This window comes from Gabonibacter chumensis (assembly GCF_024741215.1).
Taxonomy (GTDB): Bacteria; Bacteroidota; Bacteroidia; order Bacteroidales; family Marinifilaceae; genus Gabonibacter; species Gabonibacter massiliensis.
The window spans coordinates 573,825-598,845 of the sequence record NZ_JANSKB010000001.1 but is presented as its reverse complement, the minus strand read 5'-3'; the positions used below and the strand labels follow the sequence as shown (position 1 = coordinate 598,845).

Below are 25,021 nucleotides of genomic sequence, written 5' to 3'. Positions count from 1 at the left end.
CAGAAGGAGGGAGCATCGGATAAATAATTTTGGTAAGAGATTTAATACACGCCTCCGTGTTTCAAAATTAGGACAAAAAAACGAGAAATCAATGGAATATTAGAAAATAGAAATACCAATATTGGTGGTAAAACGTTCCAAGGTCTCTATGCCCATGTATGAATTCCCGTGGCAATTTAATTCGGGACTCCACACGGCGATACTGAGTTTACCGGGAATAATAGCTACAACTCCTCCTCCGACACCGCTTTTTCCGGGCATACCTACCCGGAATGCAAAATCTCCGGATTCGTCGTAAAATCCGCAGGTCAGCATCAAGGCACTAAGCCGTTTGGAACGACTGACGGTAAGAATTTCTTCTTGATTATAAGGATTCGTTCCGTGATTTGCCAAAAAAAGAAAAGATTTGGCTAAATCGACACAATTCATGGCAATACTGCATTGATGACAGTAAACGTCTACCAGTGAATCCACGTCATTCCGGATGTTTCCGAAGCTTTTCATAAAATGCCCCAAAGCTTTGTTTCTGCTGGCGTGTTCGAATTCGGAGGAGGCTACGTTTTTATCGTAATAGATATCGTCATTTCCTGCCACCTCCCGAATAAATTGTAAAATTGCTTCTTTGGGGCGCGGATAAAGGTCCATTAACTTATCGGTAACGACAAGGGCTCCCGCGTTGATAAAAGGATTTCTGGGAATACCTTGTTCATGTTCCAATTGTACTAACGAGTTAAAAGGAGTACCCGAGGGCTCTCGTCCCACGTATTGCCATAAGTCGCTTCCGAGGTGACGGACAACCATAGACAGAGTAAAAACTTTGGATATGCTTTGTATGGAAAACTTGGTGAGGTAATCTCCGGTGCCGATTATTTCACCGTCTAAAGTAGCGATGGCAATACCGTACTGGTGCGGATCCACATGGGCTAAAGCCGGAATATAGTTAGCTACTTTTCCTCTTCCGAAAAAGGGTTTGACTTCCTGGTATATGTTCTCGATGACCTCTTTGTAATCCATCTCGTTCGTAATTTATCGGTCCAAATATACGAAAGATTTTATTTGGGTGAAGTACGTGACGTGACTTAAAGTTTTCGAATGACTTTTCCTGAATAAGTTTCCCGGAACGGATTTTGGAATAGAATATTTTTAGGTACCTCGTAAGGAGGAAGTAACTGTTTTATTTGTTTTTTCAGGGCTGTACACCGTTTCTTCTCCCAAGGAGCGTCTTCTATAACTAAAACGGCTTTTTCTCCCAAGTAATCGTCCGGTTGGGAAGTAATAAAAAAACGTTGAGCGATGTAAGGGGCTAATTTTTGCTCCAATGTTTCGGGGAAGAGCTTTATACCCCCCGAATTGATAACGTTATCGTGACGCCCTAACCATTCGAAGTGTCGCTCGTCTATAAGCCGGACGATATCGTTGGTCGTGAATGTTCCGGTATGCAAATGCGGAGTATGGATAACCAAACAATCCCTGTCGTCGGTAGCAAACCGGACTTGGCCTATGGCAAAATACGGATCGGAAGCCTGCGGACTGTTGAGATAACGAAGAGCTACGTGTGAGACGGTTTCCGTCATTCCGTAAGTTCCGAAGCAACGGGAAGAAATATATTGCAGCTTTTTATGGAGTAAAGGAGAGATAGCTGCCCCTCCGATAATGACGTGCCGGATCCGGTTAAGTCGTTTGGCTGTCTCCGGGGTTGATAATGTTGTATCTACTTGCATGGGAACCATCGCGGCAAAATCGATCGCTCCGGAGAAATGGGATAAAGGGGAGGAAGAGGGTGGAGTAACCCATAAATTTGCCTGTGCCGTCAAAGCTCTTACGATCATCATCTTTCCGGCGATGTAAGAGGGGGAAAGGCATAACAGCATATTGGTTTCCTGTCCTATTTCAAAAAAAGCATTGGTGATCCGGGCGGAAGCCAGCATGTCTTTTTTTAAAAGTCGGATCTCTTTCGGCTTCCCTGTTGAACCGGATGTGCGACCAATAACGTATTCGTTCGGGTCGAACCATTCTTTTAAAAAAGAGACGACTTCTTTGTTTTCGGATGCATCGATTTCCGAAAGTTTTGTGTAAGATTTGCCGTTCAGTCGAATTTGTTTCATGCGGTTGGTATTAAAAAGAGAGTGGATTCAATTCCCATTTTTTAGTCGGATTATAACTGATAAAACAACCTTTTTGTTCTAAGGGAGACGGTATATTGTTGATGTATAATTGCCCGGTTCCTAACCCTTGGGGCATGGCGGTAGGTAGTGTTGCCGTCCATTGGGCGATGGCGTTTAGCCCTATGTTCGATTCCAAGGCGGAAGTGATCCACCAGCCGATACGGAGTCGGCCGGCTATTTCGATCCACTCTTCCGCACCGGAGAATCCTCCTGTCAGGGCGGGTTTTAATATGATGTACCGGGGTTGTATCGTCATCAGCAACTCTCTCTTTCTTTCTGTTTCCGATATCCCGATTAACTCCTCGTCAAGGGCGATAGGTACGGGAGATAATCGACAAAGCCGGGCCATCTCTTTCCATTGGCCTTGGCGAATGGGTTGTTCGATGGAGTGGATATCGTAACGAGCTAATTGTTCTAATTTTGCTAAGGCTTCATCGGGAGTAAAGGCTCCGTTCGCATCTACCCGTAACTCTATATCGTGACGGTTAAAACGGGAACGGATCAGTTTCAATAGTTCCAGTTCCGATTGAAAATCGATTGCTCCTATTTTTAATTTTATGCAATGGAATCCGGCGTTCAATTTTTCAACCAGACGCTCTTCCATCGTTTTCCGGTCTCCCATCCAAATAAGGCCGTTGATCTCTATCGGCCGGCTGTTTTCAAGGAAAGGGGTAGGGTAAATCCAACGTTTACCCCCGTTTCCCAAATCCGCCAAAGCGGTTTCTACGCCGAAACGGATCGAACTCCAATCATTCAATGTCTCCAAGGGTAACCGGTCTATGTTTAGGCATACCTGTTCCAGTCGTTTTTCGTAGTCGGGCCGATCGTCGGCACTTAACCCCCGGAATAGTGCGCATTCCCCTATCCCGAAGACCTCGGGGCGCTCAGTGTTCCATACTTTTATAAACCAGCTCTCTTTTGTCGTCAGGATTCCTCTGGAAGTTCCCGCCGGTTGTTTAAAGACGAGACGATAAGGGATATAGGATGCCTTTAGCATAGAATCAGGGGAATTTAGGGAACTTTTTAAAATCCGGATCTCTTTTTTCCAAAAAGGCGTTTTTACCCTCTTGGGCTTCCTCCATAAGATAATACATCAGAGTGGCATCTCCGGCGAATTCCATTAAACCGTGTTGCCCGTCCAATTCGGCATTAAGCGCCCGTTTGATCATCCGAATGGCCATAGGGCTCCGTTGCATGATGGTTTTGCACCACTCTACCGTTTCGTCCTCCAGTCGATCGAAGGGCACCACTTTATTCACCATTCCCATCTCTTCTGCTTCCCTGGCCGTGTACTGTCGACATAAGAACCAAATTTCCCTTGCTTTTTTCTGGCCGACATGTCTTGCCAAATAGGAAGAACCGAATCCCCCGTCGAAACTTCCCACTTTGGGTCCGGTTTGACCGAAACGGGCGTTCTCGGAAGCGATCGTTAAGTCGCATACGACATGCAGGACATGACCGCCCCCGATAGCATAGCCGTTTACCATGGCGATGACGGGCTTAGGAATGGAACGGATGGCTTTGTGCAGGTCTAAAACGTTTAACCGGGGAACTCCGTTTTCGTCTATATATCCACCACTCCCCTTTACGTTTTGATCGCCTCCGGAACAAAATGCTTTATCCCCGGCACCCGTGAGGATGACGACATAAATATCGCTTCGTTCCCGGCATATGGCCATGGCATCCAGCATCTCCGCATTGGTTTGCGGCCGGAAAGCGTTGTACACCTGTTGCCGGTCGATCGTTATTTTTGCAATTCCTTCGAAGAAATCGAATTTGATATCTTCGTATGTTTTAATTGTGGTCCAGTTTCTTGTTGTCATATTATTATTCAGTTTCTTTTTCTTAGGTGTTTAAAATATTCTTTCAATATATTGCCGTTTACAGTCCGGGGGGTTTTTACGACTAACAGATAGGGTTTTTCTGCCGGTTGAAAAAAAGAGGAGATACATTCTTTCAGGGTTATTTCGTTGTCTGCTTCAAATACCTTAAAACCGTGGAGCTCTCCTAATCGGACGATATCGACTTGATGCGGCGTTTCAAAGAACTCTTCTACCTCATCCAATACGGAGGGACCGGGAAGAAATCTGAAGATGCCCCCTCCTCCGTTTTGGATAACAACGATTTTTAAATTGGAAGATTTGTATTTTATCCATAAAGCGTTCGAATCATATAGAAATCCGATGTCTCCGGTAATCAGTATCGTGGGATCGCGAGTTGTCGCGGAGGCTCCAACAGCGGTAGAGGAGCATCCGTCGATTCCGCTGGTCCCCCTGTTTCCGTCTGCTCTTGCTATCGTGTTACAATGGAAAAGTTGGGCATATCTTACGGGGGTGCTATTCCCCAATTGCAAATGCGTATTCGCGGGCAAGGCGGGAAGCAGAAGCGAGAAAGCCTTCAAATCGCACCATGGAATCCGGCTAAGGTATTCATGATGCCGTTTTTCCGCTAACTTCTCTTTTTCTTTCCAGAGCCGGAAATAATCCGAAGGTTCCGATTTTTCCGCTAATCCGCTTGTCAGTTGAGTAAAAAAAGCCCGGACCTCCATTTTTATCGGTAGAGTCAGGGATCGATAAGTATCCGGGGCAATTTCTCTTAAATCGATATGCCAGTGTTCCCGAGGCGGATGGTGGCGAATAAAAGTTTTGATCATTCGCGAAACGACGGCTCCTCCGAAAGTAATCAATAAGTCGGGAGCGAAGAGGGATTCCTCTTCGTTTTGGATCGTGGCCAAAACCCGGTCGATGGTCGGAATGGCCTGCGGGATGTTTTTATTTGCTATATTTTCGGTTAAGACGACAACTTTATGTTGCCGGATGAGCTGTTCTATTTGTCGGGAAATAATTTTGTCGGGTGTATGAAAACCTACGATCAGTAAGATTTTGTTATACCGGGAGAATAATCCCTGTAATTTTGCTTTTTCATCCGGCAGCAGTTCGGTTCGAGTAGGACTTACCCGGATGATTCGCTGGGGCGATATCTCGTGTGTGTGAAATCCGTACAGGGGTTCCCGCAAGGGTATGTTTACGTGTACAGGACCTTTATATGCTGTCTGGGAGGCATTGATCGCTTCGTTGATCAAACGATTGGCATACCACCGGTCTTCCGGCGTAACGATATTTACCGGTAATTGGCAAGAGTATTTGACGAAAGGGGTCAGGATGTTGTTTTGCCGGATGGTTTGGCTATCGTCCTGATCGATCCATTCCGGCGGACGGTCGGCCGAAATGACAAGTAAGGGAATCCCTTGATAATAAGCTTCGGCTATCGCGGGAGCATAATTCAGGAGTGCGGTTCCGGATGTGCAAATGAGGGCGACTGTTCGTTGACTTTGTTGCGCTATGCCTAAAGCGAAAAAGGCGGCGGATCGTTCATCGGGAATGACAAAATGCCGTAACTTTTTTTCTTTGGCCACGGAGACCAGTAGGGGGGCATTTCTGGAGCCCGGGGAGAGGACGATATCGTGAATCTCCTTTTGAACCAACAGTTCCGTGAGTATACGTACGCTCTCTATATCAGAATGTAGTTTTTCCATAATTGATCTGTCGTATTAAATTTAACAGGGTATCGGCTTTTGTACAAGTTTCTTCCCATTCGTTTTCCGGATCGGAGGCCGGAGTAATTCCGCCGCCCACGTACAGTTTTAATGCATCGTTAAAAAGCTCCATGCTCCGTAGGTTTACAAAAAGATTGAAGGCGCCGTTTTGTTGTATGGGGCCTAAATACCCCGCGTAATACCGCCGTTCCTGTTTTTCTATTTCTGAAATCAATTGCATGGCCCTCTTTTTAGGAATGCCGCAAACCGCCGGTGTAGGATGCAATAGAGAAATCAATTGATCTATCTCTTCGGCAGGCAGTTGCTCGTCGCTTTTAAACAAGGTACAAAGGTGGTATACGTTTCCGGCTTGTACGGTTTCCGGTCCTGTTATTTCTAAATTGCGAGTAAAAATCGGTTGTAAAATCTGAGAAATATAGTCCGTTACGATCTGTTGTTCTATCCTATCCTTTTCACTCCACACGATTTTTTCTTTAGGTGTTGTGGCCGGTTGTGTTCCGGCAAGAGACATCGTAAAGAAACCGTTCCTGTCGTATTTCAAAAAAGTTTCCGGGGTAGCTCCCATCCAGGCGCATTTGCCGGGTATGACCACGAAAAAGAGAAAAGCATGATGGTACTGCTTCATCTGCTCGAAAAGAATGGGAGCCATTTTGAGTGAATCGCAGGGAATTGTTATGGTCCGTGAAAAGACCACTTTTTTCATGGATTCTCTTTTTAACGTGGCAATTAAAGTCCGGAGTTCATCCAGGTATTCGAGATGATCGCAATCGTTTTTGGTAAAATGGCGTTCGGGGGTATTGAATACCGTGTTTTGAAGATTTATGATGGCTTCCTGATCGGTCAGGTAATCGGTAAAAGCGAGGTCTTCTTTGATAAAAAAAGGAAAACTCCAGGAGGCACGGCTAAAAGGCGCAATGATAAATCCTTTGCCTTTCTGGTGTTTATCGAAACCATTGAATATATTGATATCGTTTGAAAGCTGTGCTCCGAAAACCATCTCCTGAGAACCGGGTAAACGATACGTGTAAAAAGGAATATTATTTCTCAGACAAATTCCTTGCACTTCCGCGATAGAAAGTTTGCTTTTTGTTTCCGACATAGTACTAAATTCTTTATTAAACGAATTTGTCTTACAAAAATAGCCAAAATTCTGCTGTTGATGTCTACATTGTTTAAAATCTGACTACTTTTGCCTAAGTTAGATTACTGATCGGAATGCATGAGGATAAAAATAGAAAGAAATTTTGGGGAGGAAGAAAAGGATGGCGAGAGTTATTACCCAATAACTCGAGTGCTTTTTTTTATATTTTTTCTTCTTTGAAAAATTATAATTTTCGTCTTTATTTTGGCGGGCAATGTGTTTCTCTGATCGGAACGTGGATGCAGCAGATCGCCATGAGCTGGTTGGTATTCCGTTTGACGGGTTCCGTTTTTTTGTTAGCCACGGTGACTTTTATGGCTCAGATCCCGATCTTGCTCGTGACACCTTTCATGAGTGTTTTTGTCGATCGTTTTAACCGTCGTCATATTTTGATCTTTACCCAAAGTTTATCTATGTTGCAAGCGTTGATTATGGCTTGGTTGACCTTATCGGGTTGGATCGAAGTGTGGCATATTTTAGTTTTAAGTGTATTTATCGGTTTGATCAATGCCCTGGATAACCCTACCCGTCAATCGTTTTATCCGAGTTTGGTTCCGAAAGAGAATTTGGGGAATGCCATAGCTTTAAATTCAGCGGTAATTAACGGTTCCCGGTTAATAGGTCCGGCGGTAGGAGGTGTATTGATCGGATTATTCGGGGAGGGGTATTGTTTCTTATTGAATGGAATCAGTTATTTGGGCGTTATTGTTGCTTTATTGATGATGCGTTTGACCCCTTTCCGGCCGAAACCGGTTGTTCAGCGGGTATGGGTGGATATAGAAGACGGATTTCGGTATGTGTGGGGAAATATTCCTATACGGACTTTATTGTTATTAATGAGTAGCGTTAGCTTTTTCGGTATCCCGTTGATGACTTTTATTCCGGCATACGTGAAGACGATTCTCGGGGGAGAGAGCGAGATGTTGGGCGTATTGCTCTCCAGTATCGGGATCGGTTCTTTCGGGGCGGCCCTTTATCTGGCGGCCCGGAAAAGCGTGTTGGGGTTGGGAAAGGTGGTGATGTTATCCACTCTCTTACTTGGAATCGGGATTATTCTGATATCTTTTGTCTCCGTTCCCTGGGTGGCAACGATCTTATGCATACCGATCGGTTTTTTCATAATAGCGGCAGTAGCTTCCGTCAATACGTTGTTGCAGACGTTGTCCGATGAGGACAAGCGGGGGCGGGTTATGGGATATATGGCCATGACTTTTACGGGGATGGCTCCGGTCGGGAGCATGGTTTTGGGAACTATTGAAAAGTATATCGGGTTACCCGCTATCATTTTGTGTTCGGGTAGCGGTTGCGTATTGGCTGCTTGCCTTTTCGAGCATTATCGCCCGTTGATCCGCCGCCTGACCCGGCCTGTTTACGTGGAAAAAGGCATTATCCCTGAAATTGCTGTCGGAATTGAAAATTCGGAGGAAAACTTTTAGAACTTAAATATTTTTTCTTTTGCGAAGACCATAGAAATGAATCCATTTTGATTTAAATATAAACACTATAATTGGCGTTACTTGTTTTATTTTTTTACAAGTTTTCAGGTGTGATTAATCATTTTCTTTATGAAGCTACCCAATAAATGTCTAAGTCGGTTACATGATATATTTTAAGTATGGATTTGGCAATAATGTACGGTGGAATTGGACAATAGTATATAATTCACCTGTATCTAGAGATACTAAACTTGAATTTATCGGACACTGGGAAGATCCAATGCCTCCACACAATGCGGGAAATCCAAACTACATATATTATTGGAATAATTTCCCTTCTTACGTCTATACATTTAAAGATTTACCAAATAAAAGGTTATACATAGAAATTATACATTCAGGAACATATACAATACTAATATATCTGAAACATGGTGAAAATGACTATCGACTTTATCGAGAATCACATTATGAACCCGCTTACGAATATATCAGATTACCATATCCACAAGATTGCACATTTTGGCTAGTAATATATCGAGTAGCTATAAAAGATCATAAAATTAATTACGAGTATGTGGGTGATCGAGAATTTCCTTATCCCCTATACCTCGATCAAAACTGAAAAAAGTAGTCTATAACACTTGAACAAGATTAATAAATTTCAATTACAATAAATACATATCTATAATAATATACATTTCATTTATTTACATACTTAGAAGGTCGATTTATTCCTGCACAGTCAATATTAGTAGCGTTAGAAGGAATTCGTATTAGAGGAGAAGAAAAGCTCAAACAAAATCAGCAGCCAGATTGGACAGATATTCAGTTACTGAGAAATATGGATGCACGAGATATTGGATTAGCACAAAGCGCAAGTAAGTATTCAATTGATATGGTTAAAGACTTTCTCGTTAAATTCAAGTTCAAATCATGGAATACTCATTCTTCAACAAATACACCTGTTACAAACGATGAAAAAATAAAAAGAGCTAATGAAATAGCTAATCTTTTATGTAGTCATAGTAACTGGAAAAGTCATGGTCATGCTATTAATAGGGATGTTGCTTGGAATGTCTGCAAACTTAAAGTCACCCATTCAGAATCAATTGAAGGATTGGATAAGGTCATGCGACGAATGTGGGCAATGTTTTATTGGATATTTGAAAATACGGGAATAGTTAAAATATTTGTTTCCAACAACTATTGTGTTATAAGAAATGCAGCTCCCATTAATATTCCATTAACTCCCCAAAGAAGATGAAATCGCTAGATAGTACATTAAAAGAGGCTGGATTCTCCGAGAAGTTTATAGATGTAATTATTAATGCTGACTTCCCGACAAACCAATACATAGAAATTGAAAACACAAACTTTCAATCACATGAAAATACAATCCAAAGTTCAACAACATTAGAGATCAAGGAATCAAATAATATGTCTGCTAATTATTTTGCAATAGATATAATTACAGAATAAAATAATTTAATGAGCATTATCATATCATTGTGTGCCAAACAAATATCGTTTTGTCATTGAATAATATTGCTCGGCTTGCGTACATACCGCAAAAATTCTTTCGGGGGAGTCTAATAACCCGACTGACATTTGTCGTCTGGAGAGTTGCCATATAGTCTGCAAGCAGAGGCGGTAAGATTGTCCAATATGTAATGAATTGTAGAGTGGCAAACGGATAGGCAGAATTGCTTTTACTCGTCGAAAAATAACATGACACAAGTAGATTGCCGAAAAGAGGGAAAGAAAAATATCGCTCTGATCTCGATATTTCTTTTCCCTTATTTTCGTGATAGCAGATTTACTTTGTTTTTTTCCTATACGTACCCGAATTAAAGTAAACTTAAATCTATTTGTAACCCAGCTATATTATAGATGTGAAAACATGGGAGAGTTTATATAGTCCGAATGTAAAGGACTGTCTAACACGTTTCAGACCGTCCCAATTATGAAAATCGGTTATGCACGTTTCTCGACCGTTTCGGCATTACACTTACCGCAGGCATGGATATACCGAAGAACGCAGATGGAAAACTTCCGACAATCGCCGTAAGCGGACCATTCGGAGCGGTAAAAAAACAATCGTCCGGCCCTTACGCCCAGATGCTCGCCGAACGAGGTTTTCTCACCATTGCTTTCGACCCGTCTTTTACAGGCGATAGTGGAGGAGAACGTCGCAGCATTGCCTCTCCCGACATCAACACGGAGGATTTCAGTGCGGCAGTGTCTTTCTTACCATATTCGACCGTGTAAATCCGGAGCGCATCGGCATACTCGGCATCTGTGGTTGGGAAGAGACACAAAAGAAACCCCTTCAGTGACTCTCTCCTGTTTTATTCGTCTATTCGATAGATTTATCGTAACTTTGCCACCGTTAAAAACAATAATATGTTCCATTTTTCAGATATCAATTTTACGACCATCATCGACTACATCGGAACCTTTGCTTTTGCAATCAGTGGTATCCGGTTAGCCTCGGCAAAGAATTTCGATTGGTTCGGGGCATACGTGGTAGGAGCAGCCACGGCTATCGGGGGTGGAACCACCCGGGATCTCTTACTCGGAGTGACGCCTTTCTGGATGCACCAACCCTCTTATTTAATCGTTACCGCACTTGCCTTAGGTTTTGTTATCCTTTTCGGAAAACACGTGATCAGATTGAATAACACCTTCTTTATCTTCGATGCCATCGGATTGGGACTATTCACCGTGGTCGGCATTGAAAAAAGTCTGTTAAGCGGATTTCCGGCCTGGGTGGCGATTATCATGGGAATGACCACCGGAGCCGTCGGAGGAGTCATCCGGGATATCTGTATAAACGAAGTTCCGTTGATCTTCCGAAAAGACATTTACGCAATCGCCTGCATCATAGGAGGATTCATCTATTTTTTCTGCGATTCTATACAAATCGGACCGGTATCTACTCAAATCGTCACGGCAATTAGTGTCATCATCATTCGAGTCTTAGCTGTAAAATATCACATTAGTTTACCCGTATTAAAAGGAGAACAAACCGGAAAATAATCTGTATCATGTACGATTTCGATCAAATCATAGAGCGAAAAAACACCGACTGTGTCAAATACGATAACCTGAACGAGGTATTCGGACGCACCGATATCCTTCCGATGTGGGTAGCCGATATGGATTTCCAATCTCCGCCCGAAGTGATCGAAGCCGCCCGAAAGTGCTGCGAGAAGGGTGTCTTCGGCTATACTTTTCGATCCAAAAAAGCCAAAGAAGCATTTAGCGAATGGGTAGAGCAACGTTATCAATGGAAGGTTAAAAGCGAATGGATACTCTCTTCACCGGGAATTGTTACGACTCTTGCTCTAGGCGTACGAATTTATACGCAAAAAGGAGATAAGGTAATGATCTTTACCCCGGTATATCCCCCTTCCATTCCGTGGTAAAAGACAACGAACGGGAGCTGGTTTGCTGTCGTCTCGTCGTTGAAAACGACCGTTACGTTATCGATTGGGAGGACTTCGAGAAAAAGATAAAAAGCGACGTAAAACTACTTATAATCAGCAATTCGCATAATCCCGTCGGACGAGTATGGACCAAAGAGGAGCTGACACGTATCGGAAACTACTGTTACGCCAATGGAGTAATTATACTATCCGATGAAATTCATTCCGATCTGGCGCTTTTCGGTCACAAACACACCGTTTTAGCCTCCATAACCGAAGAGATTGCCTCCATAACCATCACCATGATGGCTCCCAGCAAAACCTTCAATATTGCCGGGATGATGAATCCCATTATCGTGATCTCTTCCGATGCATTGCGTCGCTCCTTCCGTCGGGAATTACTAAACTTACATTTGGATCTAGGCAATATTTTCGGTCATATTACACTGGAAGCAGCGTATCGTTACGGCGACAAATGGCTAAAGGAATTACTCCCTTACCTCGAAAATAACATTTTATACACGGAAAAATTTCTTCTGAATGAACTTCCTGCTATCCACATGCTACGGCCGGAAGGCTCTTTTTTATTTTGGCTAGATTTCCGGGAAACCGGATTATCCCACGAAGAGGTCGGTAAACGACTCTTAGAAAAAGCTCACCTCGGCTTCAATAACGGCTTGGATTTCGGAACGGAAGGAGCGGGATTCCGACGCATGAATATCGGTTGCCTTTTATCCGTAGTACAAGAAGGATTGGAACGATTAAAGCAAACGTTTCGATTGTAAATGCATAATTATTGATTTGTCCTATAAAGCTATTAAATAGTTTATATTTTTTCTCTAAAAATTAGAATATACGCTCCACATTAGAATATATTCATTTTATAATAAAACCACAATCTTTCAATACGAGATTAAATGTAAATATACTTATAATTATTTTGATAATTAAAAAAATAATTATATATTTAGAAACAATAACATATAATTCATATTAATATGATTCTGAAAAAAAATTCACTGTTATTCCTAATGATAAATACCGGTATTTTTTTATCGTCATGCGCTTCGCTAAATCAAAATTGTTCTAAAGAGGCTTTAATTAAAGCAATCAAAACAAAAGTAAATAATAGGAATTATATCATCGATTTACCGACGACTTATAAGACTGAATATGCATATATACATATACCTGGATACATCCAAATACACGGAGACACGCTAATCTCATTCACTGAATATGACAACCCGGATGGATTAAATTATTTCAGAAAAAATTATGTAGAACAAATGCAAAGTAAGAAGTATAAAATTTTAGACTACAAACAGACTGAATCCGGCCGTAGTCGAGTCATAATCAGTTTTTGGTTTAAAATGGAGTATCAGGGTGATGATATTCGTACCCAAGTATCATTTAAGGATAATCTCATTCCCATACATTACAAATTAGAGTTTAGCAATTCCACTAAAGTCCGTGTTTACATGAATGATTATTTCATTTTTGGAATATTAAGACTTTAACCCGTTTCAACTACTATGAAGAAATCAATTGACACTCGATATTTTCACATGTACATTGGATACTATTATTTAACGAATCAATTAGTAAATTATGAAAAAAATTAATCTATTAATTTGGACCTATTTGATTTTGGGTTGTTCCAATTCACTGGAGATCATTGAGCCGGAGATAGGTTATATTGACTATTCAAATTACCCACAAGAAAAATTAACACAGAATGACAGAACCTTACTTGAAAATATTAATTTTCAGGAGGGTAAACTCATTAGCTTACTAAATTTAAAATCAGCTTTAGAACAAGGAATCCCTAAAGAGAAATATAGCCATTTTCTTCAATACCTACAAAATGAAAATCAAAAAATAGAAAATTATCTGGATTCTGGAGCTATTGTTTTTTATAACGGAGAAGGTTTCACACGAAATGAAAAACTATACCAATATGTTGAGAATACAAAACAACCTTTAGCGAAAGCTACTTATAGTCAATCGACATTATTATACACACATGAACACAGTGGAAGTTTTAATTTTTACAAAGAATATTCGGCTAATTTCAATGGAACATCGAGGATCTCGGTGAATTATCATGGTCCAAATTCCGTTTATATAAAAGAAAATCTTAAACGAGTATCTGCTTATTTAATCAAAGGTGTAAACGGGTCGCAAGCAACTTTTGACTTTGTATTTAGAACGCCCCAACAACCGAAACCAACCAGAAATATCCAATCATAAACCTTTAATTGTCAATACATTTCAAGATTTAACACATTTCGGCTGCTTTTTGATGCTTCCCAAATTTCCACATATTTTTGAGACATATTTCTGACGTGGAGAATTTGCGGAGCTTATTTTTTGTCACATCGTGCATAGAGTTGACAAGGGTTTATAACCGTTTACGATAAGCGACAATTTCCGCCCCGGTATGCAGCGACAGTCACATCGTGTGGAAATGCGACAACGGTTGACTGCTGTTTACGACCGTTCACCACTTCAGGGATATACAAAGTGAGAAGTGAACAAGTAAACGATAAAGCAGTATGAAATCAACCAAGAAATGCCAATTTTGCGGCAAGCCGTTTGTAACCCGTAGCGGTGTGCAACGGTATTGCAGCGAGGCTTGTCAGGTGGAAGCCAAGCGAGCCAGAACAGCGCAGAAGAACAACCTCTTCAAAGTCGTCCTGCCACTCATGGAGATACAGCATCAGGAGTATCTCACCTTTTCCAAAGCAGCCACACTCATGGGCTGTTCCCGACAGTACATCTATAAACTGGTAGCCACCGGCAAGCTGAAAGCCTCACGCATCAGCAACCGCATGGCGATTATCCGCAGAGCCGACATTGAGCGGATGCTGGAGGGCAATCCCTATCACCGCATCCTGCCCGGCAGTACCTCCACACCGAAAAAGTCCGTTTCATTTTCCCAATCCCCCAAAAGGGAGATGAGGGAAAAGGAAAACGATGAAGTGCTGGACTTCTATTCCGGTGAGGAGGTGATGACCCTTTATAAGGTAAAGCAGTCGTGGCTCTATACCTCCGCCAAGCGCAACCGCATCCCCATCTGCCGCATTGCAGGAAAGAACTATTACAGCAAAAGGCATATTGACAAGTTTTTCGGTGTGTCAGTCGATATAAGCAGGATTACCGACTGGCTCCTGACCGAAGAAGCGGAAAAGGTGTTCGGCATGAAGCCGTCCGCACTCCGGGCATACGCCTACCGCCACAAGATACCCACCAAAAGAGAATACGGGCGTACCTACTACTCCAAATCCCATCTGGACGAGCTTCGCAGAACCGACCTTGTGAACGATGAACGCTACTACACCGTGGAACAGGTACAGCAGATTTACGGGCTGTCTTCTGCCAACATCTGCCATATCGTCAAGGTAAAGCACATTGAAAAGGTAAAGGTGGGTGTGAAGAACCTGCTTTTACGCTCCGATGTGGAGCGAGTCATGGCAGAGAGGAACAAACAACCGTGAACAACCTCCATTATCGGAAAATTATTTCAAAATGATTGTCCGTGGCGTTTCTCACGGTTGTTTCACGTTGTTACTTTGCCCCCGAAACGGGAAACTCCCACAAACGTATTATCAATTAAATCAGAATGAATATGAAATGCAAGACTGTAACTTTGCGCAAGCGCAAAATCAAGAACGGGACACAGTATTCGCTGTGTCTGGACTATTATCCCGGCTACCGTGACAACACCACCATGAGGGTGATTACACGCGAAGCCTTGGGTATCTACCTGTTCGCCAAACCTGCCAACCAGCAGGAGCGTGATTTCAACACACGCATGATGAAGAAAGCGGAGATACTGCGTAACCAACGCTACGAAGCCATCTTCAACGAGAACCACGGTTTCTTTGACAAGACGAGGATGAAAGGCGATTTCCTTGCCTACTTCAAGGAGCTGGCTGACAGGAAAAACACCAAGTGGCAGCACGTCTACAAGCACTTCGAACGGTTTGTGAACGGCCGATGCACCTTTGAGGAGGTGGATGTGGACTTGTGCCGCAAATTCATGGAGTATCTGCTTGATGCTCCCCAATCCATACACACCAACCGAAAACTGCATATCAACTCCGCAGCCGGGTACTGGTCAACTTTCCGTGCCGTACTCCACACCACCTATCGGGACAGAAAGATAAAGGAAAACCCCAACGGATTCTTAGACCGCATCGAGAGTATTCCGACCATGAGGGAACATCTGAGCCAAGAGGAACTGATACGGCTTGCCGAAACACCCTGTGAGGAAGATGTCTTGAAAAGGGCTTTCCTTTTCGGCTGCCTCACCGGATTGCGGAAGAGCGACATCAAGCAGCTCACTTGGCAACAGATACAGCCGTACACCAACGGCAAGATGTTCGTGACCACCCGTATGCAGAAGACGAAGCAGATAGTACACAACCCCATCAGCGATGAAGCATACGGACTGCTCGGGGAACGGTGCGAGGGGTTTATCTTTGACGGCTTCAAGGACAAGATGCTGCAAGGACCGCTGAAACGGTGGCTCTCGACAGCGGGAATAACCAAGAAGATAACATTCCATTGCACCCGCCATTCCTTCGGAAGCCTGCATGTGGAAATGGGTACGGATATGGCTGTCATCCAAGCCTATCTGGGACACAAGAACATTACCACCACACAGATATATTCCAAAATGGCAGCACAGCAGATGTGTGATGTGGTGGACAAGATAACCCTGAAACGCAAGGAAGCATAAGGCGGTTATAAGCAGACGGAAATTCGGAGGGAGCGGTCAAGGCATTATTACACCAACCGCTCCCTCTGTTTCCATCCTTACAAGCCATCAGAGTATGATAATTGAGTATGATTTTGGCAATTTGGTGAAAAACGCTGAAAAAGAACCCTCTGACTACGGGTAATGAATAATAATCAGAAGAATAGCATTAACTTTGCACAAAATTCAGACAGTAACCTGTAATACCCGAACAGAATATGGATTCATCCGTCAAAGACAAACATATCATTTTAGGCTTCATCGGCTTTACCATCTGCCTAATTTCATTCTTTATAACGCTTATCGTTGCAGAGAGTTTCAACCAGGACAACTTTGTAAGGCTGATAGTATTCTTGTGCAGCAACCTGTTGGGCTGGCTGTTCTACTTATCCTTCCAGACAATAATCTTTGATACTTACCAGCTTTACAAAATCAAGTTCGGCAAAAAGGAGGCAAAAGAGATTACTACGGAAACCGTAGCCTTGCAGGAAGAAGAACCGCAGAATACAATAGAACCTGTAACGCAGATAGCGGAAGAGGCAAGCTCCGATGCCCACCCCATAGAGCTGAATATCGATCCGAAGCGTCACGAAGAAATCCGTTCAAGTTATGAAGATGAGCAGGACAAGGAAAATGAGAGACGCATCCGCATGGTCGTGGAGTATATACATTTTTACATGCCCCGTATCGCTGACGAAGAGACCGTGAACCATGTCTGCAACGAGGTAAGCAACTGGATGAACAAGAACAACTACAAGCCGAAACCGATAAAAAGGCGGCTGACACAGGACATCTCCAATATTCCGCTCCGTCATTTCATATGGAACATAGCGGAGCGTTGCATGTACAAGAGATATTATAATGGGGATAACCGCGCCCGTTTCGTCAAAGAACTTTTCCCTCGCGAGTTTGCCGAAACGGATATAGCGACCATCAAGAACTTTAGGATTGACCCGTTAAAGCCACCGATTCCCATTGACGAACTCGAAGACGGCAAGCTGGATTTCCATTATCCGAATGGTTACTTGCAAAAAGAGTAAGGATCATCCCGTCTTATAGCAATAATGACAAGTAGCCGACACTACTTAACAGTCTGTCTAAAAGTGTTTCCCGAACAACTTTACCCATCATTCACGGTTGGGTATCGTTATTCGGGAATTATTTTTTCGTGGAGATATTCACGACCCTATCATTGCAGTCCTTTGCGGCAAGTCTTACAAAAGAGACGAATCGCAAAATGGAAAAAGTAAATCTTACATTCAACGACCTTCCGGAGGTCGTGGCCCAGCTTCGGGACGAAGTGATGAGCCTGAAAAGCCTGCTCACCGAGCAGAACAGTGTGAACAATGCAAAGGCTGTGGACACCCATGTCCCCATGTCGGTAGATGAAGCTGCGGAGTATCTGGGCATCCCCAAAGGTACGCTCTATATGAAGCTATCGGACGGGAGCATCCCTGCCACCAAGCCCGGCAAACGCTATTGCCTCTACCGTGACGAATTGGACAAGTGGCTGGAATCCTCCCGGAAGAATCCCGTGCCGCTGTCCGATGAGGAACTGAACGAGTCCATATCTTCATCGCACCGTCGCAAGCCCAACAAACGTAACTGGTAGATGCTATGGAAGAGGATAAGAATTATATCGGCATGATACATGGCGACCTTGCGAGGGCTTCCCAAGTACGGAGCGGTATGCCGGAGAGTATCGGTGTGATGAGCATCAAGACCGCCAACCGCACCATACTCGAAGCATCGCTGCTGCCCACGCCCCGTGCGCTGTGGGACAGTTTCTGGTACGAGGGGGAGCTCTCCTGCCTATTTGCCGACTCCAACGTGGGCAAGTCCATCCTTGCCGTGCAGATAGCTGACCGCATCGCCCGAACCGACAATGTGCTGTATCTGGACTTTGAGTTGTCCGACAAGCAGTTCCAGCTCCGATACACCAACGAACATGGAAACCTCTACACCTTTCCTGAAAGGCTGTACCGGGTATCACTTGACTGCAACTCACTGTTGGAGGAAAATTTTGAGGAAGCCATTATCGGCAGCATTGAGCAGATGGCATTGCAAACCGCCAGCAAGATTTTTATCGTTGACAACCTTACCTATCTGTGCTGCGCCATGGAGAAAGGCGATGCCGCAGGGCGGCTGATGATACAGCTTAACAACCTCAAAAAGAGATACGAGCTATCCATCCTCGTGTTGGCTCATACGCCCAAACGCTCCTTGGACTGTCCTATCACATCCAACGACCTTGCAGGAAGCAAGCGGCTCTACAACTTCTTCGACAGCGTGTTTGCCATAGGCAAGAGTGCGCAGGATAGCGGACTTCGCTATGTGAAGCAGTTGAAAGTACGCTATGGCACATACTCATACGATGCGGACAATGTAATCATCTATGAGATTGAAAAGGTGGATGCCTTCTTGCAGTTTGTACATAGGGGGTATTCCACGGAAAAGGAACATCTGAAAAAGTTGGGCGACAATGAATCGAGCCAAAGGGACTGCCTGATATTGCAACTGTCCCAATCTGGCAAATCAGTAAGGGAAATAGCTTCACAGGTGAATTGCGGCAAATCCACCGTCAGCCGGATTATCCAGCGCAACAAGGAGGGTGACAAGACGGCTGTCCCAAGTGTCCCACCGTCCCAGCTCACGGCAAGTGGGACAATGGAACAGGATGGGACAGCCGGGACAATCAAGGAAGTAAAGCAAGTGGAACTGTTTACAGGAAATGACAATACGGAGGATAAGCTATGAAAGGGCTTATTACACATACCGTTATAAAAGGTAATGGCTTCATTTACTGGATAAGCAACCCTGCAAACAGAAGCGTTATTTCTCAAAACATCCCAAGTGTCCCAAGGTGTCCCACTGTCCCACGCACTATGAGCCGGGACAGTGGGACAGGACGGGACAGTGCAATAACCAACGAAAAAACAAAGGAGGCAGACAATGAGCAACTATTCGTTACAGAGATATAAAGGAACGGCTACACGGCACACTTGCCCGAATTGTGGCGACAGACACTCCTTTACCTATTATGTGGATGAACAGGGCACACCTCTTCATCCATCGGTCGGCAGATGCAACCATGAAAGCGGTTGTGGGTATCACTATACTCCCAAGCAATACTTTCAGGATCATCCCGAATGTCGTACAGTAAAGGATTTCTCTTTTGGTGGGCAAAGGATGAAACAACCGACCAAGCAGCCGTCACTACCGCCTACGGTATGTTACATACCGACCAACTATGTGGAGAAGTCTCAGAGCGTTCACAGTAACTTCTTCCGTTTCCTCTCCACGCTCCTTACCGCCTATTACGGCAGCAAGGCAAGAGAAGTATTGACCCGGTTGTTGGAGGAATACCGTTTGGGTGCTACCCGTGACAGGGCTGTCATCTTCTGGCAGATAGACCGCAACGACAAGGTACGTACAGGCAAGGTGATGCAGTACAATCCCGAAGACGGACACCGTATCAAAGGAGGGCTGACATCGGCAGTGAACTGGATACACAGCATACTGAAAAAGCAACAGGTTTTGCCGGAGGAGTGGCAGCTCTCCCAATGTCTTTTCGGGGAACATCTGCTAAAAAGCAACCCCGGCAAGGTGGTAGTATTAGTGGAATCCGAAAAGAGTGCTGTCATAGGTTCGGCTATCTTCCCCGGCTATGTATGGATGGCGACAGGAGGCAAAAGCCAGATGAGAGAAGAAAAGCTCCGTGCGCTGACCGGGCGAACCGTGCTTCTCTTCCCCGATGCGGACGGATATGCAGAGTGGAAACAACGTGCCGGGAGCATGACATTTTGCAGGGCTATTGTATCTGACATCATCGAAAGAAACGCCACACCTGAACAGAAAGCAGCTCACATCGACATAGCCGACTGGATTATTTATCAGATACGGGAGGGCAGACTAATGTGTACTGCCAACCACTTGGTAGAAGCTGAAAAAATCCTCCAACAGATGATAGAGAAGAACCCCGTCCTGCAAAAGCTGATAGACGATTTAGACCTTGTACTGGTCGGTGCAAGTCAGGTCGGAAGCAGTGACTGAAACCCTTCCTAACGGCAGGAGAGCGGAAACCAAAGGCTGTGGTATACGGACAAGGGCTTGCCCTTGATATAGCCCACTATAACTACACGCTTCGCTTCCGTAGTTGTGGGCTCTCCCGAGGGGCTGGGCTTTGCCCCGTCCCACTCAGGACGCTGCCCTGAGAACCCGGCAAGGGCTGTCAGCCCTATGCAACCCGACCAAAGAGTGACCCTCTCTTTGGAAACTCCGCTTAGTGGCTTCCACCCCTAAGAACCCGGAGCAGGAAGTGACCCTCTCCCTGCACCCTCCGATTAAGGCGATGCCCTAATAACTCATTGCGGTTATGAGCGGACAGCGGAAAAATAATTTTATCAACAAATCAAATTCTAAGAAAATGGCAACAAAATCAAGCATACATATCAAGCCTTGCAACACCAAGTCAAGCGAGGCTCATAACCGAAGGACTGCCGAGTATATGCGTAATATCGGTACATCCAAAATCTACATCGTGCCCGGACTCTCTGCCGACAACGAGCAGTGGATAAACCCGAACTTCGGCAATCCCGACCTGCAAACGCATTACGACAACATAAAACGGATGGTAAAGGAAAAGACGGGTCGTGCCATGCAGGAAAAAGAGCGGGAGCGGAAAGGCAAGAATGGAAAAATCATCAAAGTGGCAGGATGTTCACCCATTCGTGAAGGTGTGTTACTCATCAAACCGGACACCACACTGGCAGACGTGAAGAAATTTGGCGAGGAGTGTCAAAGACGCTGGGGCATCACTCCGCTTCAAATCTTCCTGCACAAGGACGAGGGGCATTGGCTGAGCGGACAGCCTGAAGGCAATGACAAGGAGAGTTTCCAAGTAGGTGAAAAATGGTTCAAGCCGAATTACCACGCACACATCGTATTCGACTGGATGAACCATGACACGGGCAAGAACCAAAAGCTGAACCACGATGATATGATGGTAATGCAGACTTTGGCATCTGATATTCTCTCGATGAAGCGAGGTCAGTCCAAAACCGTGACAGGCAAGGAGCATCTGGAGCGTAACGATTTCATCATTGAGAAGCAGAAAGAGGAGATGAGCCGCCTTGATGCCACAAGGCAGTACAGGGAGCATCAGTTGGAAATGACAAATCAAAAAATGCAGGAGGTGGAAAGCAGAACCAGCTCTCTTATCGAGGCTGCTAATCAAAAGGAACGACAGAGTGAAGACCTTGACAGGGCTATCAAAGAAAAACGCTCCAAACTGAACAAGGAGAAAGGTAGCGAGCTTCTTGATGCCGCTGTCGGTTGGGCTACTGGTAAGTCAAAAGCTCTGAAAGGGGAAATAGAGGGCTTGCGCCATGAGATTGCCACGCACGAGGAGACCATCGAGCAGTTGCAGGGCAGAATCCAAGCCATGCAGAGCGACCACCACCGTGAACTGATGAAGCTGGAAGCCAAGCACCAGTCCGAACTCAACCGTAAGGAGGCGGCACATACGGAAGAAACAGCGAGGCTCAAAAACCGCATTTCGTGGCAGAATCAAATTATTGGCACTCTCAGTTTCTTCTTGCTCAAAACAAGCGACATCTTCCGCAAGGCGGTAAATGGCATCATCCGTTTGGCAAGGGAGTATTACAAGTCCCGTTTTGATGCGGAACAGGTATCAGACATTAAAAGTGCCCTAAACCTGTTCGGTGACGATAGGCAGTCGCACCAAGTAGCCGGGGATTTCCTGTATATCACAGCCACGCAGAAAGGCAAGCTGGATAACCGTGAGCAAATTAAAGCCAGACGGGAAGTCGATAACGTGGTGGAGGGACATTATGACCAACAACAGAAGAGAGGTTTTTCGATGAGAAGATGACCCATGTAGAGGCATGTTTAAATAATCGTAATATTTTGAGGTTCAATCAAATAAAAATGAGTAACTTTGCAAATAAATTAAAGAGGAATATGGCTAAGGATACGGACATACAAGTGACTGGTAACTTGACGGATAACTTTCGAGGTTATGCGGCATTGCTGCGCAGAATAAAGCAAAGGGTGCTGATTGCACAGCAACGCGCGATTTATGCTGCCAACGAAGAAATGCTTCGGATGTATTGGGACGTGGGCGAAATGTTGCAGCATAGCCAAGATGCAGACGGCTGGGGCAAGAAAACCTTGCAACGGTTGGCTGTGGACTTGAAGAACGATTATGCCGAGATAAAAGGCTTTTCCGTACGGAATATGCAGTGCATGATGCAGTTCTTCAATGAGTATAATCAGGAACTTACAATGGTAAAAGGGGAAGTTATTCCAATTACGAAATCAGCGATTTCGCAATTAAGGAACAATCCCGACTCAATTACGCAACCACTGGTTGCGCAATCAGGAAAGTACAATTTTACTCTCCCTATCAAACATTTGGGCTGGACGCACAACCTGATTATCATGCAGCAGGTTAAAGATATACATGCCCGTTACTGGTACATGATACAGAGTATCACTTCACATTGGTCAAAACGCTATCTGCAAGAAGCCATCAAACTGGACGACTACGGCAAGCATGGTGCATTGGCAAACAATTTCACAGAAACACTGCCTGCACCGGAAGCTGGCGATGTGAAATCCATGCTCAAAGACCCGTACATATTCGACATGCTGACTTTCACAGAGCAATACAATGAGCGTGATGTGGAAATCGGCTTGGTCAATCATATAGAGAAATTCCTCGTGGAAATGGGAGCCGGATTTGCCTTTATGGGGCGGCAATACCACATCGAGGTGTCGGGCGATGACTACTATATCGACATATTGATGTACAATGCTTTCCTGCACCGCTATTTGGTGATTGAGCTGAAAGATACGGAGTTTATGCCGGAGTATATCGGCAAACTCAATTTCTATTGTTCTGCCGTGGATGATACTCTTTGCCGCGAGGGAGACAACCGCACTATCGGACTGCTGCTCTGCAAGAGCAAAGATCGCATCAAGGCGGAATATGCCTTGCGCGATATTCAGAAGCCTATTGGCATATCCGACTATGAACTGGGACAAGCCTTGCCTAAAGACTTCCGGGGCAGTCTGCCTACGATTGAAGAGATTGAGAAAGAATTGGATGGAAACAGCTAATAGACACGATACCAATGACTAAAATATTATGAAAAAATGGCAATTGTATGTGATGTATGCCGTAATGGCGATTGGTTTCATTACCAAGGCAGTGGAAGCCCCTTTTGCTGCACTGATTATACTTGTTGCCTTTGGCGTGATAGGGTTGTTGTGGTGGCTTTATAGGAAAGGCGTGTTCAGCGAACGGGCGATGAACCTCTTGCACAAGGGAGGGCGTGTGCTTTTATGGCTTTTTGCCGTAGCGTTTGCAGGCATATTCCTCTGGGGCGTGGCAAGCAGCATGATGTCCGATGGGGAGTACAGGGCGTTGTTTGTTGTCTTGTCCTGCGCGGTTGCAGTCGGGGTTTCCGTCTATGTGGTAAAAGACAGGCGTTGGATGATGCGCAGAATGAAATGCCTTGACCAGACGGCACCGGGCGAAACATACGGCTTGCGCGAACCTATGTACAGCTGTTGGGGCGATGGTAGCATCAGGTACATCCTGAAACGCAAAGAACGCAAATTCGTGATAGACGGACTTTATTTCTGGCTTCCTCCAACCGAAGATTCCGAAAGCGAGTTACACTACCGCTTAGAACACTTGAAAAAGGACATACATGAATTGGGATTATCGCCCGCCTACCAACTTGATTATGCCCATGGCTCTATCTTCGCCCGTCTTGAGATGGAGTTTCACAAACGGGACATTACCACCAAGAGGCTCGTTGCCATCAGCCGGTTGTTGTTCGATGTACAAGGTGGCGATTATAACGGCAGGTATTATATCCACTGCAAAAATGAAGACGGGATTTTCCTTGCCGAGCTTACTATATACCATATCATAAGGGCGGTGCATATTCCGCAAGCGCAATGGGACAATCAGCAATGGGAGTTTGTCACGGAAGACTATGTGTATTATTACGAATATGATGCAATATCGGACGTGTTTGACAAGTGGCTTTCTCTTTGGCCACAGTGGGAGGAGGGCAAATATACCATCATCGACGAAGATATTTTTTATGAAAAATGGCATCGATGGGGGTATTACATACATGCCGGAAGTACGGATGCGTGGCCTGTGTTCTTGTTGAGTGCGAGCGAGTATTTTGCGGCAGCAGAAATGTTGGACGAGAGAGGAATGAAACGCAGCTTAAAAGACATCAGAATGGCAAGCGAATGCCTGCTGGACGACGAAGACGGAATGGCCGTGATTCGCGACTTGCTCGATGACGACGATGAGGGTGTTGCTTATTGGGCTGCGATCGAGTTTGCCTCAGTAAACAAGAAGCAAGACACGATTGCCACGTTGGAAAGGCTGGCACAAAGCAAAAACGGGATAATAGAAGCACATGCCTCCAAAGCATTGAAGGAGATTGGTGGTGATTACAATGAAATTAAGACTTAA

21 protein-coding genes and 1 pseudogene are annotated in these 25,021 nt (G+C 44.6%); 16 read left to right on the top strand and 6 right to left on the bottom strand.

The features are described 5' to 3' along the window. Nucleotides 1-99: 99 nt before the first annotated feature. The 6 genes from NVS78_RS02630 to NVS78_RS02605 form a co-directional block, all read right to left on the bottom strand. On the bottom strand, nucleotides 100-1,014 hold the full coding sequence (locus NVS78_RS02630) for a glutaminase (RefSeq protein WP_286357798.1): 915 nt from the start codon (nucleotides 1,012-1,014) through the stop codon (nucleotides 100-102). Nucleotides 1,015-1,079: 65 nt separating this feature from the next. Further along, nucleotides 1,080-2,105: an AMP-binding protein gene (locus NVS78_RS02625; protein WP_286357797.1), complete on the bottom strand. Its 1,026-nt coding sequence runs from the start codon at nucleotides 2,103-2,105 to the stop codon at nucleotides 1,080-1,082. Nucleotides 2,106-2,115: 10 nt separating this feature from the next. Then, nucleotides 2,116-3,162: an o-succinylbenzoate synthase gene (locus NVS78_RS02620; protein WP_286357796.1), complete on the bottom strand. Its 1,047-nt coding sequence runs from the start codon at nucleotides 3,160-3,162 to the stop codon at nucleotides 2,116-2,118. 4 nt (nucleotides 3,163-3,166) lie between these two features. Further along, nucleotides 3,167-3,988 carry a 1,4-dihydroxy-2-naphthoyl-CoA synthase gene (gene menB, locus NVS78_RS02615; protein WP_286357795.1) on the bottom strand — a complete coding sequence of 274 codons (822 nt, stop codon included), beginning with the start codon at nucleotides 3,986-3,988 and terminating at the stop codon, nucleotides 3,167-3,169. Between the two features lie 8 nt (nucleotides 3,989-3,996). After that, complete coding sequence (menD, locus tag NVS78_RS02610; RefSeq protein WP_286357794.1) at nucleotides 3,997-5,700, bottom strand: 2-succinyl-5-enolpyruvyl-6-hydroxy-3-cyclohexene-1-carboxylic-acid synthase; 1,704 nt, start codon at nucleotides 5,698-5,700, stop codon at nucleotides 3,997-3,999. Continuing rightward, the gene (locus NVS78_RS02605; protein WP_286357793.1) at nucleotides 5,681-6,820 is read right to left on the bottom strand and encodes an isochorismate synthase; all 1,140 of its coding nucleotides are present in this window, start codon (nucleotides 6,818-6,820) and stop codon (nucleotides 5,681-5,683) included. The genes menD and NVS78_RS02605 overlap by 20 nt, the downstream gene beginning before the upstream one ends. Nucleotides 6,821-6,936: 116 nt before the next feature. Here NVS78_RS02605 and NVS78_RS02600 point away from each other — a divergent pair, with 116 nt between their 5' ends. The 16 genes and pseudogenes from NVS78_RS02600 to NVS78_RS02525 all read left to right on the top strand — a co-directional run bounded on the left by NVS78_RS02600 (nucleotide 6,937) and on the right by NVS78_RS02525 (nucleotide 25,021). Next, the gene (locus tag NVS78_RS02600) at nucleotides 6,937-8,298 is read left to right on the top strand and encodes an MFS transporter (RefSeq protein ID WP_286357792.1); all 1,362 of its coding nucleotides are present in this window, start codon (nucleotides 6,937-6,939) and stop codon (nucleotides 8,296-8,298) included. 844 nt (nucleotides 8,299-9,142) lie between these two features. After that, nucleotides 9,143-9,565 carry a hypothetical protein gene (locus tag NVS78_RS02595; protein WP_286357791.1) on the top strand — a complete coding sequence of 141 codons (423 nt, stop codon included), beginning with the start codon at nucleotides 9,143-9,145 and terminating at the stop codon, nucleotides 9,563-9,565. Between the two features lie 716 nt (nucleotides 9,566-10,281). Next, nucleotides 10,282-10,607 (top strand): annotated as a pseudogene (locus tag NVS78_RS02590) (alpha/beta hydrolase); the annotation flags it as partial. Between the two features lie 97 nt (nucleotides 10,608-10,704). Next, on the top strand, nucleotides 10,705-11,340 hold the full coding sequence (locus tag NVS78_RS02585; RefSeq protein WP_286357790.1) for a trimeric intracellular cation channel family protein: 636 nt from the start codon (nucleotides 10,705-10,707) through the stop codon (nucleotides 11,338-11,340). An 8-nt stretch (nucleotides 11,341-11,348) separates the two neighbouring features. Further along, a complete protein-coding gene (locus NVS78_RS02580; protein WP_286357789.1) occupies nucleotides 11,349-11,729 on the top strand; it encodes a beta C-S lyase family protein in 381 nt (126 codons plus the stop codon). Next, nucleotides 11,723-12,514, top strand: coding sequence for a MalY/PatB family protein (locus NVS78_RS02575; protein WP_286357788.1), 792 nt, complete (start codon nucleotides 11,723-11,725; stop codon nucleotides 12,512-12,514). The genes NVS78_RS02580 and NVS78_RS02575 overlap by 7 nt, the downstream gene beginning before the upstream one ends. Nucleotides 12,515-13,340: 826 nt before the next feature. Next, a complete protein-coding gene (locus NVS78_RS02570; protein WP_286357787.1) occupies nucleotides 13,341-13,982 on the top strand; it encodes a hypothetical protein in 642 nt (213 codons plus the stop codon). A gap of 305 nt (nucleotides 13,983-14,287) precedes the next feature. After that, the gene (locus NVS78_RS02565) at nucleotides 14,288-15,229 is read left to right on the top strand and encodes a helix-turn-helix domain-containing protein (protein ID WP_286357786.1); all 942 of its coding nucleotides are present in this window, start codon (nucleotides 14,288-14,290) and stop codon (nucleotides 15,227-15,229) included. A 125-nt stretch (nucleotides 15,230-15,354) separates the two neighbouring features. Then, nucleotides 15,355-16,476, top strand: a complete 1,122-nt coding sequence (locus NVS78_RS02560) for a tyrosine-type recombinase/integrase (RefSeq protein WP_286357785.1) — start codon at nucleotides 15,355-15,357, stop codon at nucleotides 16,474-16,476. Nucleotides 16,477-16,712: 236 nt separating this feature from the next. Continuing rightward, entirely contained in the window at nucleotides 16,713-17,534 is an 822-nt protein-coding gene (locus tag NVS78_RS02555) for a transposase (RefSeq protein ID WP_286357784.1), read from the top strand. Between the two features lie 197 nt (nucleotides 17,535-17,731). Beyond that, nucleotides 17,732-18,106, top strand: a complete 375-nt coding sequence (locus tag NVS78_RS02550) for a helix-turn-helix domain-containing protein (protein ID WP_055205179.1) — start codon at nucleotides 17,732-17,734, stop codon at nucleotides 18,104-18,106. 5 nt (nucleotides 18,107-18,111) lie between these two features. Next, nucleotides 18,112-19,251: an AAA family ATPase gene (locus tag NVS78_RS02545; RefSeq protein WP_286357783.1), complete on the top strand. Its 1,140-nt coding sequence runs from the start codon at nucleotides 18,112-18,114 to the stop codon at nucleotides 19,249-19,251. Nucleotides 19,252-19,446: 195 nt separating this feature from the next. Beyond that, nucleotides 19,447-20,547: a DUF6371 domain-containing protein gene (locus tag NVS78_RS02540; protein ID WP_286357782.1), complete on the top strand. Its 1,101-nt coding sequence runs from the start codon at nucleotides 19,447-19,449 to the stop codon at nucleotides 20,545-20,547. A gap of 373 nt (nucleotides 20,548-20,920) precedes the next feature. Further along, nucleotides 20,921-22,387, top strand: a complete 1,467-nt coding sequence (locus NVS78_RS02535) for a coiled-coil domain-containing protein (RefSeq protein WP_286358448.1) — start codon at nucleotides 20,921-20,923, stop codon at nucleotides 22,385-22,387. An 89-nt stretch (nucleotides 22,388-22,476) separates the two neighbouring features. Beyond that, nucleotides 22,477-23,637 carry a PDDEXK nuclease domain-containing protein gene (locus NVS78_RS02530; protein WP_286357781.1) on the top strand — a complete coding sequence of 387 codons (1,161 nt, stop codon included), beginning with the start codon at nucleotides 22,477-22,479 and terminating at the stop codon, nucleotides 23,635-23,637. Nucleotides 23,638-23,665: 28 nt separating this feature from the next. Further along, the gene (locus tag NVS78_RS02525; protein ID WP_286357780.1) at nucleotides 23,666-25,021 is read left to right on the top strand and encodes a hypothetical protein; all 1,356 of its coding nucleotides are present in this window, start codon (nucleotides 23,666-23,668) and stop codon (nucleotides 25,019-25,021) included.

Excerpts from the sequence above, each read along its gene's own strand:
- NVS78_RS02630 (WP_286357798.1), bottom strand. The coding sequence starts at position 1,014 with ATGGATTACAAAGAGGTCATCGAGAACATATACCAGGAAGTCAAACCC.
- NVS78_RS02625 (WP_286357797.1), bottom strand. The coding sequence starts at position 2,105 with ATGAAACAAATTCGACTGAACGGCAAATCTTACACAAAACTTTCGGAA.
- NVS78_RS02620 (WP_286357796.1), bottom strand. The coding sequence starts at position 3,162 with ATGCTAAAGGCATCCTATATCCCTTATCGTCTCGTCTTTAAACAACCG.
- menB (WP_286357795.1), bottom strand. The coding sequence starts at position 3,988 with ATGACAACAAGAAACTGGACCACAATTAAAACATACGAAGATATCAAA.
- menD (WP_286357794.1), bottom strand. The coding sequence starts at position 5,700 with ATGGAAAAACTACATTCTGATATAGAGAGCGTACGTATACTCACGGAA.
- NVS78_RS02605 (WP_286357793.1), bottom strand. The coding sequence starts at position 6,820 with ATGTCGGAAACAAAAAGCAAACTTTCTATCGCGGAAGTGCAAGGAATT.
- NVS78_RS02600 (WP_286357792.1), top strand. The coding sequence starts at position 6,937 with ATGCATGAGGATAAAAATAGAAAGAAATTTTGGGGAGGAAGAAAAGGA.
- NVS78_RS02595 (WP_286357791.1), top strand. The coding sequence starts at position 9,143 with ATGGATGCACGAGATATTGGATTAGCACAAAGCGCAAGTAAGTATTCA.
- NVS78_RS02585 (WP_286357790.1), top strand. The coding sequence starts at position 10,705 with ATGTTCCATTTTTCAGATATCAATTTTACGACCATCATCGACTACATC.
- NVS78_RS02580 (WP_286357789.1), top strand. The coding sequence starts at position 11,349 with ATGTACGATTTCGATCAAATCATAGAGCGAAAAAACACCGACTGTGTC.
- NVS78_RS02570 (WP_286357787.1), top strand. The coding sequence starts at position 13,341 with ATGAAAAAAATTAATCTATTAATTTGGACCTATTTGATTTTGGGTTGT.
- NVS78_RS02565 (WP_286357786.1), top strand. The coding sequence starts at position 14,288 with ATGAAATCAACCAAGAAATGCCAATTTTGCGGCAAGCCGTTTGTAACC.
- NVS78_RS02560 (WP_286357785.1), top strand. The coding sequence starts at position 15,355 with ATGAATATGAAATGCAAGACTGTAACTTTGCGCAAGCGCAAAATCAAG.
- NVS78_RS02555 (WP_286357784.1), top strand. The coding sequence starts at position 16,713 with ATGGATTCATCCGTCAAAGACAAACATATCATTTTAGGCTTCATCGGC.
- NVS78_RS02550 (WP_055205179.1), top strand. The coding sequence starts at position 17,732 with ATGGAAAAAGTAAATCTTACATTCAACGACCTTCCGGAGGTCGTGGCC.
- NVS78_RS02545 (WP_286357783.1), top strand. The coding sequence starts at position 18,112 with ATGGAAGAGGATAAGAATTATATCGGCATGATACATGGCGACCTTGCG.
- NVS78_RS02540 (WP_286357782.1), top strand. The coding sequence starts at position 19,447 with ATGAGCAACTATTCGTTACAGAGATATAAAGGAACGGCTACACGGCAC.
- NVS78_RS02535 (WP_286358448.1), top strand. The coding sequence starts at position 20,921 with ATGGCAACAAAATCAAGCATACATATCAAGCCTTGCAACACCAAGTCA.
- NVS78_RS02530 (WP_286357781.1), top strand. The coding sequence starts at position 22,477 with ATGGCTAAGGATACGGACATACAAGTGACTGGTAACTTGACGGATAAC.
- NVS78_RS02525 (WP_286357780.1), top strand. The coding sequence starts at position 23,666 with ATGAAAAAATGGCAATTGTATGTGATGTATGCCGTAATGGCGATTGGT.